The 13,924-nt window shown below is 37.6% G+C and carries 13 protein-coding genes; 11 read left to right on the top strand and 2 right to left on the bottom strand.

Annotated elements, in window-relative coordinates; all coding sequences use genetic code 11:
• The gene (gene yihA, locus BCELL_RS15450) at positions 1 to 594 is read left to right on the top strand and encodes a ribosome biogenesis GTP-binding protein YihA/YsxC (RefSeq protein ID WP_013489706.1); all 594 of its coding nucleotides are present in this window, start codon (positions 1 to 3) and stop codon (positions 592 to 594) included.
• An 86-nt stretch (positions 595 to 680) separates the two neighbouring features.
• Here yihA and BCELL_RS15445 read toward each other — a convergent pair whose 3' ends face one another.
• Positions 681 to 1,169: a LiaI-LiaF-like domain-containing protein gene (locus BCELL_RS15445; RefSeq protein ID WP_013489705.1), complete on the bottom strand. Its 489-nt coding sequence runs from the start codon at positions 1,167 to 1,169 to the stop codon at positions 681 to 683.
• Positions 1,170 to 1,462: 293 nt separating this feature from the next.
• Between BCELL_RS15445 and hemA the strand changes: the two genes are divergently transcribed.
• The 7 genes from hemA to BCELL_RS15410 all read left to right on the top strand — a co-directional run bounded on the left by hemA (position 1,463) and on the right by BCELL_RS15410 (position 9,179).
• Positions 1,463 to 2,851 (top strand): glutamyl-tRNA reductase, encoded by a 1,389-nt coding sequence (gene hemA, locus BCELL_RS15440; RefSeq protein WP_013489704.1) that lies wholly within the window; start codon positions 1,463 to 1,465, stop codon positions 2,849 to 2,851.
• 15 nt (positions 2,852 to 2,866) lie between these two features.
• Positions 2,867 to 3,685, top strand: a complete 819-nt coding sequence (locus BCELL_RS15435) for a cytochrome C assembly family protein (RefSeq protein ID WP_013489703.1) — start codon at positions 2,867 to 2,869, stop codon at positions 3,683 to 3,685.
• Between the two features lie 86 nt (positions 3,686 to 3,771).
• Positions 3,772 to 4,704 carry a hydroxymethylbilane synthase gene (hemC, locus tag BCELL_RS15430; RefSeq protein ID WP_013489702.1) on the top strand — a complete coding sequence of 311 codons (933 nt, stop codon included), beginning with the start codon at positions 3,772 to 3,774 and terminating at the stop codon, positions 4,702 to 4,704.
• Positions 4,705 to 4,720: 16 nt separating this feature from the next.
• Positions 4,721 to 5,494, top strand: a complete 774-nt coding sequence (locus BCELL_RS15425) for a uroporphyrinogen-III synthase (RefSeq protein WP_013489701.1) — start codon at positions 4,721 to 4,723, stop codon at positions 5,492 to 5,494.
• Positions 5,495 to 5,512: 18 nt separating this feature from the next.
• Complete coding sequence (gene hemB, locus BCELL_RS15420; protein WP_013489700.1) at positions 5,513 to 6,490, top strand: porphobilinogen synthase; 978 nt, start codon at positions 5,513 to 5,515, stop codon at positions 6,488 to 6,490.
• 26 nt (positions 6,491 to 6,516) lie between these two features.
• The gene (gene hemL / locus BCELL_RS15415; RefSeq protein ID WP_013489699.1) at positions 6,517 to 7,800 is read left to right on the top strand and encodes a glutamate-1-semialdehyde 2,1-aminomutase; all 1,284 of its coding nucleotides are present in this window, start codon (positions 6,517 to 6,519) and stop codon (positions 7,798 to 7,800) included.
• A 158-nt stretch (positions 7,801 to 7,958) separates the two neighbouring features.
• Positions 7,959 to 9,179, top strand: a complete 1,221-nt coding sequence (locus tag BCELL_RS15410) for an ISL3 family transposase (protein ID WP_081457318.1) — start codon at positions 7,959 to 7,961, stop codon at positions 9,177 to 9,179.
• Between the two features lie 244 nt (positions 9,180 to 9,423).
• Here the strand turns inward: BCELL_RS15410 and BCELL_RS15405 are convergent, their stop codons facing one another.
• Positions 9,424 to 10,380: a bile acid:sodium symporter family protein gene (locus BCELL_RS15405; protein WP_013489697.1), complete on the bottom strand. Its 957-nt coding sequence runs from the start codon at positions 10,378 to 10,380 to the stop codon at positions 9,424 to 9,426.
• Between the two features lie 256 nt (positions 10,381 to 10,636).
• Here BCELL_RS15405 and spoVID point away from each other — a divergent pair, with 256 nt between their 5' ends.
• Genes spoVID through ysxE form a run of 3 tightly spaced genes read left to right on the top strand, consistent with a single transcriptional unit; the run spans position 10,637 to position 13,824 of the window.
• The gene (gene spoVID, locus BCELL_RS15400; RefSeq protein ID WP_013489696.1) at positions 10,637 to 11,875 is read left to right on the top strand and encodes a stage VI sporulation protein D; all 1,239 of its coding nucleotides are present in this window, start codon (positions 10,637 to 10,639) and stop codon (positions 11,873 to 11,875) included.
• 15 nt (positions 11,876 to 11,890) lie between these two features.
• Positions 11,891 to 12,811, top strand: coding sequence for a hypothetical protein (locus tag BCELL_RS15395; protein WP_013489695.1), 921 nt, complete (start codon positions 11,891 to 11,893; stop codon positions 12,809 to 12,811).
• Entirely contained in the window at positions 12,808 to 13,824 is a 1,017-nt protein-coding gene (ysxE, locus tag BCELL_RS15390) for a spore coat protein YsxE (protein WP_013489694.1), read from the top strand. Before BCELL_RS15395 ends, ysxE begins: the two co-directional genes overlap by 4 nt.
• The last annotated feature ends 100 nt before the right edge of the window (positions 13,825 to 13,924 follow it).

The following is a 13,924-nucleotide window of genomic DNA, read 5'->3' as shown; positions in this document are numbered from 1 at the left end:
ATGAAAATTAACAGTGCAGAAATTATTATAAGTGCAGCAAAACCACATCAATTTCCAGCAGGGCCCTTTCCAGAAGTGGCTCTGTCTGGACGTTCAAATGTTGGAAAGTCATCCTTCATCAATACGATGCTCGCAAGGAAAGGCCTCGCGAGAACATCGCAACGTCCTGGGAAAACACAAACGCTAAATTGGTATTTTATTAATGAACGTTTTCATTTTGTCGACGTACCAGGCTATGGATATGCAAAGGTATCCAAGTCGGAACGTGAGGCGTGGGGACGTGTAATGGAGACATATTTTCAAGAAAGAGAGCAACTAAAAGGTGTTGTGCAATTAATTGATATTAGGCATAAGCCAACAGAAGATGATGTCATGATGTACGATTGGTTAAAGCATCACGAGCATCCTGTGTTAATTGTTGCAACAAAGGCTGACAAAATCCCTCGTGGAAAATGGGACAAGCATGTCAAGCAAATAAAGGAGCATTTAGAGCTTCATACAGAAGATAAAATCGTCGTTTTTTCATCAGAAACTGGTCAAGGAAAAGAGAAAGCTTGGAAAGAGATGAGTAATCTCCTTTTTGGGGAAAAGTAATAGTACAGAAGAAAAGAGTATATTTCAAAGGGTGACTCGAAGATTCTATCAATTTGAGTCGCCCTTTATTGTTCATACTCTTGTGATTATCTCTTCTTAAAAAACAACACATAAATACCAACGACAACTAACGCAATTGGCCAAATCAGGTCAAAGCTAGAAGTGAGGTTGTTTAACCAAGAAAATACCTTATCAGAATAAAGCGCAAATCCAGATATAATGAGTAATACAATAGCAGGAGTTAATCCATCTTTTTTATGAACAAAGTATTTCATAAAGAAAGCAATGCTAATGATTAGTGTAAAGTATCCCCAATGATAGCCCCAGCTAGAAAATGTATGAGCGCCATGAAAAAACACCCCTAAGCCGAGTAACACTGATCCAGAAAACATCTTAGTGTCATCTCGATTCGAGAAGCCTTGAAACGCAAGAACAATTCCAATAACAACTAAAATACTAGGCCAAGTAAAGACTGTGTCCGAAAAAGGAAATGAAATGTTAAATTGTCTTAAAAGAAAATAAAGTCCAACAGAGATTAATATAATTCCAGGAAAAAGGTTATTATTATTTTTCACTCATCACAACTCCTATAAATTGTTTTTTATCATAATTTTTTTGTAAAATATGGTTAATAGGGTACAATAATACACATGTTACCAAAAAATACCCACAAGGACACAAATTGTTCATAATTTCTCAATACCTTTTTTTATGTTATTCACTATAAAAATGTTATAATGTAAGACGAGTTTTGATAATAATTCTTATGAAATATAAATTATTCATAAATTTTCCAGTTGTTATGACGATAATAAATAAAATTGTGCAAGACAGATGATGAATTTCTAAAATTTATGGGGGTGAAAGCATGCACATCCTAGTCGTTAGTTTGAATTATAAAACAACTCCAGTTGAAATTCGAGAACAATTTAGCTTTCAAGATGATTTAGGTCGTGCATTATTGAAGCTTCGCCAATCGAAAAGTGTTCTAGAATGTGCCATTATCTCAACCTGTAATCGTACGGAAGTATACGTAGTAGCTGACCAGCTGCATACAGGTCGTTATTATACGAAAGTATTTTTATCTGAATGGTTTAATATTCAGAAGGAAGACTTCTCTCGTTATCTAGATATTAGGGAAGATGAACATGCTATCGAGCATTTATTTCGTGTTACGTGTGGCTTAGACTCGATGATTTTAGGAGAAACGCAAATATTAGGTCAAGTAAGAGATAGCTTTATACTTGCGCAGGAAAAAGAAACAACAGGGACAATATTTAACCATTTGTTTAAGCAAGCTATAACGCTAGCAAAACGCGCACACTCTGAAACGAATATCGGTGAAAATGCGGTCTCAGTAAGCTATGCTGCAGTTGAATTAGGGAAAAAGATATTTGGAGACTTTGACAATAAAAAGGTACTTGTATTAGGTGCTGGAAAAATGAGTGAGTTAACGGCTAAGCATTTAACATCAAGTGGTGTTAATGATATTACAGTAATGAACCGTACGAAAGAAAAAGCGATTATGCTTGCTGAAAAGTTTAATGGGAAAGCGTTAAGTATGGATGAGATGGATAGTTCTCTTGTAGCTACAGATATATTAATTAGCTCAACGGGTTCGCGAGACTATGTTGTAACAAAGTCTCGAGTAGAAAGCCTAGCGAAAAAAAGAAAAGGCCGTCCTTTATTTCTTGTTGATATCGCTGTCCCACGTGATTTAGACCCTTCTTTAGCAGACATTGAAAACGTCTATTTATATGATATAGATGACTTACAAGGGATAGTTGCTGCTAATCTTGAAGATCGTAAGAAGGAAGCTGAGAAAATAGAGTTAATGATTGAAGAAGAATTAATCGGCTTTAGTGAATGGTTAGACACTTTAGGCGTTGTACCAGTTATTTCGGCTCTTAGAAAAAAGGCTGTAACGATCCAAGCGGATACGATGGAAAGTCTTGAAAGGAAGTTAACGGGCTTATCTGATAGAGAAAAGAAGGTTATTCGCAAACATATGAAAAGCATTGTCAACCAGTTTTTAAGAGACCCTATTTCAGCAGTAAAGGAACTACCAGAACAGGAAAATTCAGAGGAATTATTAAAGTTTATTACAAAGGTATTTGCTATAGATGAACAACTGAAAGAGCAAGAGCAACTTCCTTCCTCTCAAATACAAATAAATAAAATAGAACGTCAGTGGAATGTGGAAAAACGGAAGGCAAAGCTAGCTAGTAATAATAAAGTGGTTGCCCGCTCTATATAGAGAGGGGAAAAGTGTATGCTACTAAACCTTTTGTACATCTCAATTATCATTATATACGCGTTGAGTGTGTTAGGATATTTTGTTGACTTCATTCAAAACAACCAGAAGGTAAATAAACTTGCCTTCTGGTTGCTTTCGATTGTTGCCATATTACAAACGATATTTATTATAATTAGAACTGTCGAATATAACCGGCTACCACTCATGACGATATTCGAAGGCATGTTTATATATGCTTGGATTCTTGTGATCTTTTCTTTAGTCATTAGTCGTTTTTCAAAGTTAGATTTTTTACTATTAGTAGTAAATATTATCGGCTTTGTCATTTTAACAATTAGTATATTTGCACCAACGGATGATATATCACCGAGGCTTTCTGACTTACTTATATTAGAGCTTTTAGTTATTCATGTGACACTGCTTTTATTGGCATATGGTTTATTAACACTATCCTTTTCACTATCTGTTTTATATGCGGTTCAACATCATTTGTTAAAGCAGAAGAGATGGGGAAAAAAGATGGTGAGGATTGGTAACCTTTCTGTTCTAGAGCGTTTTTCTTATATTTTTACACTCATAGGGCTTCCACTGATGCTTTTAGGGGTAATTCAAGGGATTGTATGGACGTGGTTAGAGTTTGACCAAATACCGTGGTTAGACTTAAAGGTCATTAGCTCATTTTTGGTGATGATTGCCTATAGCGTATATTTATTTCAATGGGCTGTAAAAAAGCAGCGTGGATACGGATTAGCACTTTTTAATATTGCAGCATTTTTGCTTCTTTTAATTAATTACTTTTTATCTAGCTCATTTTCTAACTTTCATATTTGGTAAAGTGTAAGCGTAGTATTAAAGGGATTATTTGAAAATAATGATATGATTCTTTACAATAAGTGTATTGATATCAGTTGGAGGTAAGCATGAGAAAAATAATAGTTGGCTCACGTAAAAGTAACTTGGCAATGACACAAACGAAGTGGGTTATAGAACAATTAAAATCACTAGGATTAAATTACGAGTTTGAAATTAAGGAAATTGTGACAAAAGGCGATAAAATATTAGACGTAACGTTATCAAAAGTTGGGGGAAAAGGTCTTTTCGTAAAAGAGATAGAAAAAGCAATGTATGATGGTGAAATTGATATTGCTGTTCATAGTATGAAAGACTTACCTGCCGAAATTGCTGACGGTATGGCGGTCGGCGCTATTCCGAAAAGAGTAGATCCAAGAGATGCATTCATTTCTAACAGTGGAAAAGGGTTAATGGATTTGCCTGCAGGGTCCATTGTTGGTACGAGTAGCCTTCGTCGTTCAGCACAAGTGTTAGCGAAACGACCAGATTTAGAGATTCAATGGATTAGAGGAAATATTGATACAAGACTACGTAAATGCCGGGAAGAAAACTTTGATGCGATTATTTTAGCAGCAGCCGGTATAGAGCGAGTTGGATGGACAAGTGATATTGTGACAGAATTTTTAGAGCCAGAAGTATGTTTACCAGCTGTAGGACAAGGTGCATTAGGTATAGAATGCCGTGCAGATGATAAAGAAGTACTAGCGCTTTTAGCTAAAATAAATGATAGTGATACAGAAAAAACAGTAACTGCTGAACGCGCTTTTCTCCATACGGTAGAAGGTGGATGCCAAGTACCAGTAGCAGGCTATGCGACACTCCAAGATAATGGTGAAATTGCATTAACTGCACTTGTTGGTTCACCAGATGGTCAGCAAATCTTCCGCGAATCAATTGCTGGGACTGACCCAGTTGCTATTGGAAAGGAAGTTGCACAGCGAATGCTTAAAGCTGGTGCAAAGAAAGTGTTAGACGAAGTGAAAGCTGACCTCGATCAATAAGGAGCTTGATATAATCATGACTTCACCACTTCAAGGCTATACTTTATTAAACACGAGGGCGATTCACCAAGCCGCGCCTTTAACGAAATACTTGGAAAAGCATGGGGGGAATGTCGTAGAAATTCCCCTTATTTCCATGAAAAAAACGTCTGACCCAAAAATAAAAGAAGCGATAAAAATGATACATACGTATGATTACATTGTTTTTACGAGCACGAATAGTATCTCCTTTTTTCTAGAAATCCTTAAAGAACAAGGTCTGAGTAAGCGTGAAATATGTAACATGAAATTTGCAGTTGTAGGGAAAAGTACGTTAAGAAGCTTAAATAAAGAAGGCTTCGACGCTGATATTATACCGCCAATTTTTGATGCAGAGCATTTAGCATCTGCATTAAAAACAGAACTGTCAGCCGGAGAGAAAGTACTCTATCCGAAAAGCGATCTTGCTAGAGATGTCTTAACTAGAGAATTACATAAGGTTGGTATTCAGATCGATGATCCGTCTGTTTATGAAACAGTGTTTCGTATCGATGATAAGGCAAAATTAAATGAACTTATAAAAAAGAACTTAATACATATTATTATTTTTACTAGTCCATCAACAGTGCATTCTTTTTTCTCGCAAGTCGATAAAGAAGTGGTGATGAACAATGTGGACAAGCTCCATTTTGCGGTAATAGGGTCAGTCACTAGTCGTGCATTAAAGGATGAAGGAATTGAAGAGATGATCATCCCTAAGGAATTTACGACAGAAGCTTTAGTCCATGCAATCATGAAGCATATTAAATAAAGTTAAGGAGGTTTATTTATGTCAACAATTGATTTTCGTCGCCATAGACGGTTACGTAGAACAGAAGGTATTCGTAATATGGTGAGAGAAACACACTTACATAAAGAAGATTTAATCTATCCTATTTTCGTTAAAGAAGGTACAAACATCAAAAATGAAATTGCTTCAATGCCAGGTATTTATCAATGGTCATTAGATCTAGTAGAGCAAGAGGTGAAGGAAGTTGTTGATCTCGGTATACCATCAATTATCTTATTCGGTATACCTCATGAAAAGGACGAGTGTGGAACATCTGCTTATGCTGAAGACGGAATAGTGCAGCAGGCGACACGCTTAGTTAAAGAAAAGTTTCCTCACTTAACAGTCATTGCTGATACTTGCTTATGTCAGTTTACTGACCATGGTCATTGTGGTGTGATTGAAGATGGACAAGTGTTAAATGACCCTACTCTTGAGCTTCTTGTGAAAACTGCAGTGTCGCAAGCAAAAGCTGGAGCTGATATTATTGCGCCGTCAAATATGATGGACGGCTTTGTAGCAGCGATCCGTCATGGATTAGACGATGCGGGATATCACGATATTCCAATTATGAGTTATGCAGTGAAGTTTGCATCATCTTTTTACGGTCCATTCCGAGATGCAGCCCATAGTTCACCTCAATTTGGTGATCGTAAAACATATCAAATGGATCCTGCCAATCGACTAGATGCTTTAAGAGAGGCACAATCAGATGTCGAGGAAGGAGCAGATTTCCTCATAGTTAAGCCTGCACTTTCATATTTAGACATTATGAGAGATGTGAAAGACCGTTTTCCACTTCCTGTCGTTGCCTATAACGTTAGTGGTGAATACTCAATGATAAAAGCTGCTGCTCAAAATGGCTGGGTAGATGAAAAAGGTATCGTTTTAGAAAAATTAGTAAGTATGAAGCGAGCGGGAGCCGATTTAATTTTAACTTATTTTGCAAAAGATGTTGTAAAGTGGTTAGAACAATAAATACATAGAAGGGGGCTTATTTTCTAATGAACCGAAATAAGTCAATAGAAGCATTTAAACATGCAAAGAAGGTTATGCCAGGTGGAGTCAATAGTCCTGTACGTGCTTTTAAATCAGTAAACTTAGACCCTGTTTTTATGGAAAAAGGTAAAGGGTCAACCATATGGGACATTGATGGAAATGAGTATATTGATTACGTGCTTTCTTGGGGTCCGCTAGTATTAGGTCATGCTGATGATCAAGTCGTAGAAGCATTAAAAGCTGTAACGGAAAAAGGAACTAGCTTCGGTGCCCCTAGTGAAATCGAAACGACGTTAGCTGAGCTAGTTGTAGAACGTGTACCTTCAATTGAAGTTGTTCGAATGGTTAACTCAGGAACAGAGGCTACAATGAGTGCCCTACGATTAGCAAGAGGCTACACTGGCCGTAATAAAATTGTGAAATTTGAAGGCTGCTACCACGGTCATGGAGATTCTTTACTTATTAAAGCTGGTTCCGGTGTAGCAACGTTAGGGTTACCCGATAGTCCTGGTGTACCTGAATCCGTTGCACAAAATACGTTAACAGTACCATATAACGACCTAGAAAGCTTAAAATTAGCATTTAGTGAGTTTGGGGACGATATCGCTGCAGTAATATTAGAGCCAGTAGCAGGAAACATGGGCGTTGTCCCTCCAGAGGAAGGATTCTTAGAAGGTGTCCGCAAAATAACTGAAGATAATGGAACTCTAATGATATTTGACGAGGTTATGACAGGTTTCCGTGTAGGCTACGAATGTGCCCAAGGGAAGTTTGGTGTTACACCAGATTTAACTTGTTTAGGAAAAGTTATTGGTGGTGGATTACCAGTAGGTGCTTACGGTGGGAAGCGTGAAATAATGGAAAAAATTGCTCCAGCTGGTCCAATCTATCAAGCAGGTACGTTGTCAGGAAACCCATTAGCGATGACAGCTGGTTATGAAACGCTCCGTCAGCTTACGCCTGAAAGCTATGAAGAATTTGAGCGATTAGGAAAACGTCTTGCTGAAGGCTTGTCAGCAGCTGCAAAGAACTATGGTATTCCACACCATATCAATCGTGCCGGATCAATGGTAGGCTTTTTCTTTACTAACGAAAAAGTAACTAATTATGAAAAAGCATCTTCATCAGATTTATCTATGTTCACACAATACTTCAAGTTAATGCTAGACCAAGGCATATCTATACCGCCTTCTCAATTCGAAGGAATGTTCTTATCTACAAAGCATACTGATGAGGATATTGACCGCACAATTGAAGCGGCAAAGCAGGCATTTGCAAAAATAAAATAAAAAACGAAGAACGAGCTTAGTAAAGCTCGTTCTTCGTTTTTTTTGGCTCTAAAATATATGTTGGGGTAATAAGAAAATTCTGAGCATATAAAAACACGCAATCTCCAATATCCTTTAAACTTGAATTGTCGAAGAAACAAGAAAAGGATAGGAGTTGCGTGCATATGCATTTTATCATGAATTTTCCTGGTTTAGAAGAGTTGACTGTAACAAAAACAGAAGTAGTGGCAGATTCGTTTCATATCCATGTAGAGATGGAGCGTAAAACACATCGATGTCCCGTATGTGAGGGGAAAACGAAGCAAGTTCATGACTATCGAATTCAGAAGATCCAACATCTGAAGATGTTTGAAAGAAACACATATTTGTTTTATCGAAAGAGACGCTATAAGTGTTCCTGTGGTAAGAGTTTTCCTGAAAAGACGAAAGTGATAGAAAAGTATCAGCGCCATACAGTGGAATGGAATCAGGCATTGGGATTGCGTGTCATTCAAGGAAAGAACTTTAAAGATACAGCTAGCCAGTTTCGAACATCTCCAACCACTGTAATAAGACGATTTGATAAAATTTCAACACCGATGTTTAAGGAAGTGGAGGAATTACCTGAAGTAATTGCGATTGATGAATATAAAGGAGATACAAACAAAGGAAAGTTCCAGGTTATCATAGCGAATGGAAAGACAGGAGAGCCGCTGGACATCCTTCCGGATCGTTCGGTGAAAACTGTTAAGTCCTACCTCCGAAAAAAAGGTGACAATGTAAAAATGGTAGTCATGGATATGAGTTATTCCTTCAAGTCAGCTGTAGAAAAAGCCCTGGGTAGTCCTGTGATTATTGCGGATCGTTTCCACTTCTGTCGCTATATATATTGGTCATTAGATCAAGTAAGAAGAAGAGTTCAAAAAGACTTTCATGATTACGACCGAAAAAAGTGCAAACGAATGAAGCATGTATTTAATAAACGCCATGAGGATTTAACAGAGAAGCAGCACTGGTATTTGGAAAGGTATTTAAATCTCTCCAGTGAATTAAGAAGGGCATATGAACTTAAGGAAGCCTTCCGATTGTGGTTTGATAAGGCAAAAGAGATAGGTTCCAAAGATGGCTTACGAGTAAAACAAGGTCTTAATAACTTCTATGAATTGGTTAAAAATTCAGGGATGAAGGAGTTTATAAAAGCGATTGAAACGTTTAAGAACTGGGAGAATGAGATAATTAATAGTTTTACTTTTGGCTACACCAATGGTCCAATTGAGGGGCTTAACAACCAAACGAAGGTCATAAAACGTAATGCCTTTGGATTTAAGCGTTATGACAGATTGCGAATGCGAGTGTTATTACATCATCAATTAAAAGGAAAGACAATTCAAGTAGGATAAAGGGGCAGGAGAATTATTCTCCCACCCCAACATTTGACTTAGAACCTTTTTTTTAGAAGCGGTGAAGAAATGATGCCACAATCTGCCCTTGAGCAAAGAAAAAGAAGAGTGAAGGTAAGATGGGACCACACGCCATCTACCTTCAGATAGAAGCACTACAATATAAGCAGTTGGCAAATTAGCAGCCTTCACCGCTTATATTCTAGAAATCTCAGATAGTTTACTCGATTTCGAAGCTATTTTTTTAACTCGCCTTCTTATTGTCATCCTCATTATCTACTTTTTTTCTTGACCATAAAGAAACGAGAATTGGTCCAGAAATGTTGTGCCATACAGAAAATATAGCGCTTGGTAGTGCAGCAAGTGGAGAAAAATGAACGCTAGCTAATGTAGCGCCAAGTCCTGAGTTTTGCATCCCTACTTCAATAGAAATTGCACGACGTTTCGTTTCGTCAAGACCAACAGCCTTTGCGGCAACATAGCCTAGTAAGAGACCGAAAACGTTATGAAGAATGACAGCCGTAAACAATAACAAAGCAGCAGATGCTAAATTTTCCTGATTTACTCCAACAACAGCAGCAACAATACCGAGTATAGCGACAATAGATATGACAGGGAGTGCCTCTGTACCTTTTTCCACTATATTCGGTAATAGCTTCCGCACGATAATCCCTAATGCGATCGGAACAATAATGACTTCAATGATAGAGAAGAACATAGCTCCTGCATCTACTGGAAGCCATTGACCTGCTAATAATAATAAGATTGCAGGTGTTAATAGTGGTGCTAATAAAGTAGATACGGAAGTCATCGCAACGGAAACTGGAAGATCGCCTTTTGCTAAATAAACCATTACATTTGATGCGGTTCCACCAGGACATGCTCCTACTAATACTAAACCAGCAGCTAATTCAGGAGGTAGTCCTAATAGTTTCGCTATTCCAAAAGCTACTAATGGCATAATGACGAATTGAGCAATGACTCCGAAAAATACAGGTATAGGTTTTTTAGCAACTGCGGAAAAATCAGATAGCTTCATCGTTAATCCCATTCCAAACATGATGATACCTAATAGTATCGTTATGTGAGGAGCAATCCATGTAAAGCCTTCTGGTGCTGAAAAAGCGATAACTGCAATAATAATGACAAAGAACGCAAAATATTTACTCACAAATTGACTAATAGATTGGATAGTTTGCATAACAAACAACTCCTTTATGTATTAATATTCTAACTATTATGAACTCATTGTGTGAGAAAATCAAACATTAAGTAGGACGAATAATGATTACTTAAAAGAACGTGTCGACATATGCTTGTTTTTTTACGAATAGGCATATTTTTAAAGCTTGAATCATACATGTGTAACGTATGAGTCACTTTAAGTAAGCTAGCAAAGACAAACACCGTAGAGCAACTAAGCGAATGGGCGAGTTTAAAATAAAGGGGGAATCACGTTGACTAACGAACAACCGTCATCCTTGGCATTCACTATTAAGGAATCAGTTTGGTTAAGCCAAGGCAATGAAATCGATGAACTGTTATCACTAGCATTAGAGCCAGATATCTCTATTCAGGAAGAGGAGGATCAGGTGAACGTAAGAGGAAACCTCTTACTATTTGGAGAGTATAAGCCAAAGGAAGAAGATTCAAGCGGAGGCTCTTTTTCAGACCAACTTTCTTTTAGGTCGATTGAAGAAGTTTCTATGACTGACGATGGAATAGGAATGATTAGGCATTCATTCCCTTTAGATGTAACGATTCCTCGTGAGAGAATACACCGTTTAGAGGACTTATATGTCACTGTCGACACCTTTGATTATGAGATGCCTAACAAAGGTTGTATTGAGTTAGAAGCTAGCGTATCTGTTAGTGGAATAAAAAGTGAGAGAGAAGTAGAGCGACAAGCCGAGAGTGTAGGGGATAGTTTATATCGTAATGTTGAGGAAGAAGAACAATATAGTCCTCCTCAATATACATTTGATAATTCTCCTATAGAAGAGCAAACTGTAGAATTTGAAATGAGCAGGAATGACAACAACCAAAATGATCGAAGTTTTCACTTTGAGGCGTATCGACAATCAGAACAAGATGAGGTTGAAGATGTAGAAGCAAATATTGATCCTACGCCGGTAAATGAAGTAGATGAACAGCCAGATAATGAGATTAATAGAGATGAAGATATAGAAAAAAATGTTGTAGAGGATCAAAATGAAGAGGAGGTCATTAAAGTAAATTCTGAGTCAGAAGAAGAGGTAAGTGAAGTTCGTTCAGAGTCTGTAGAGCCGTTAAAAGAGGAATCCGAGTCGGTAGATAGAACAGATGCGTCAGCTGAGCCTATCGTATCGTTTACTTCACAGGAACCAAAAGTATCATTTAAGGCTGATTCAAAGGATCTCAGTGGAGAAAATAGCGAAGCTGGAAGAGTTGATGAAGATGGAGAGACATCGAAGGCGAGTGAAAGAAAGGAAGAAAATGCACTTTACTTAACGAAGATGCTTACTAAAGGTGAAGAACAGTACTCGAAGCTTAAAATGTGTATTGTGCAAGAAGGAGAATCATTAGAAACGATTGCTGATCGGTATGAAATGCAAGTGAGTAGTCTCATCTCAGTAAATAGATTAAGTGAAGAAAGAGTTTCAGAGGGACAGATTCTTTACATTCCCGTAAGGCAGACTCCTACATCCAGTTCGTGATCGGGGGGAGTATAAATGGTTAGTTTACATGATATACAACAAAGCTACGGTTTTAATCAAGCACAATGGAAAGTAAATGGGGAGCTACTGTCGACTGAAAAAGGAATGAAACGGGTTACGCTATGGCCAGACGAGAAGCTTGCACGGTGGCATGCACAATGGCGAGATCGACTTGCTGAAAAAACAGGCGTTTTAACGAATCGAATGATTCAAACCGCACAAGGAGAAAGGATTTTACTTACAGAGGCAGGCTGGATTACACTTCATGATGAAGTGACCAGCCTCTACTCCTTCCAAGATCAAGAAAAACAATTCGGTTTCTTTCTAGGTCAATATTTCACTTTGGAGATGGATGAGTTTCATATTGACTTTGAAGAGCCAATAGTGACGGAAGAAACAAAAAAGAAGTTATATATGCAAATTCCACATTATAAAGATAACAAGGATGCTAGATTTTTAGAGGCGATTAGGAAAGAATCCCTACTAAGGTTATCAAAGGCAAATAGTTTAAAGGAGCAAGGTGATAACGTTATTGAACCTGTTGTAGCACCAGTTCACTCGTTAGATCAAGGGAAAATTGTATTTGAAGGGCTACATTGGACTCATAATAATGGAAAGCCAGAACAAGGTTATCGCTCCTTACGATTGATACTATCAGAATGGTTGGAGCGCTATGGGCAAGCATCCTTATTTAAGTTGCTAGACGAAGTGGACAACTATTTTCCTCTCAATAATAAGCATGGACAAAACTTGCTAGTAGATTGCCTTATACCTTGGGAATTCATTACGTTTTTGAGTTCTGTGAAAAATGTAGACGATGCAGAAGAAATGGCAATGTGGAAAGAGAAATTAAGCTACCAATGGGAGAGTTCTAGAAAGTTAGTGAAGGCAATTGTTGAATGGTTGGACGTCACACGGGAGAGGGTGACTGTATGAACATACAAGTTCAGCAAAAGCCTATAGGTGCAGTACTATTTCAATACGATATTTATCCAGAAAAAATAGAAACTGTAGGAAAAGTAAAAAAAGTTTTCTCTGCAAATGGTGTATATGCATTAAAAGAGGCAAAAATGAATCAAGAGGAAGCGGATTGGTTCGTTCATGTCATAAGGCGATTGGAGCGTATTGGTTTCCATTACGTCGTCCCCATTTTACCTACAAAATATGGGGATTACATCGTTCGGTACAATGAGCAAGCATATTATATGATGCCTTGGTATGAGGACAATACAGAGTTTCGTCACCCAGTACACCCTGAAGAAGTAATGGTGGAAGAATTGGCAAGGCTCCATGGCTTAACAGAAAGAACACAAGAGTATTCAGAAGAAGTGTTAGAGGAATCATATGAAACGTTAAAAAGACGATGGGGGTACAGAAGGCTTGAAATGGAGAGGTATGCTGATCAAATAGAAGGGAATGTATACTTATCACCATTCGAACTTACTTTTTTAACGCACTTCCAACGAAGTTTATACATGGCCGATGAAGCAGAGAAGCATTTGAGTTCATGGATAGAAGGAGCAAAACATAAAAAAAGCTTCAGAAGTGTTTTATGTCATGGAAAGCCGAGTCGAAAGCACGCTTGCTTTGATAAATATGGAACTGCGTATTTATTAAACTTTGAAAAGGCAGTATTAGACACGCCATCAAGAGATTTAGCATTATTATTCCGTCATTTTTTCCAATCAAGACCTTGGGATGAGCAAGAAGGTCAGCATTGGTTACACTTATATGAACGACACTTTGCATTGTTTGAAGAAGAGAAGCATTTATTTATAAGCTATTTAGCATTTCCAGAAAGTATTTACCAAGCTGTAGATGCTTATAAGAAAAAAGATAATGCAATGACTGAGCTCCAAGCAGTGACTCAATTAGAGAGGAAAATATTGACTATGAATCGCGTACAACGATTTATGACAAGCTTGTTTGAGAAAAAAGAAAATGAATAACTAAAAAAGGCAACCTCCAGTATAAACCTGCGCTAGTAACTGCAGTTTTGTAATGGTTGGTTGCCTTTTAAAAAACAATGCCCGTTCTAAATTTTAAGTG

The sequence above is a fragment of the Evansella cellulosilytica DSM 2522 genome, assembly GCF_000177235.2.
GTDB lineage: Bacteria > Bacillota > Bacilli > Bacillales > Salisediminibacteriaceae > Evansella > Evansella cellulosilytica.
Note: the sequence above shows the minus strand (reverse complement) of the source record. Positions and strands in the feature narration are given on the sequence as shown.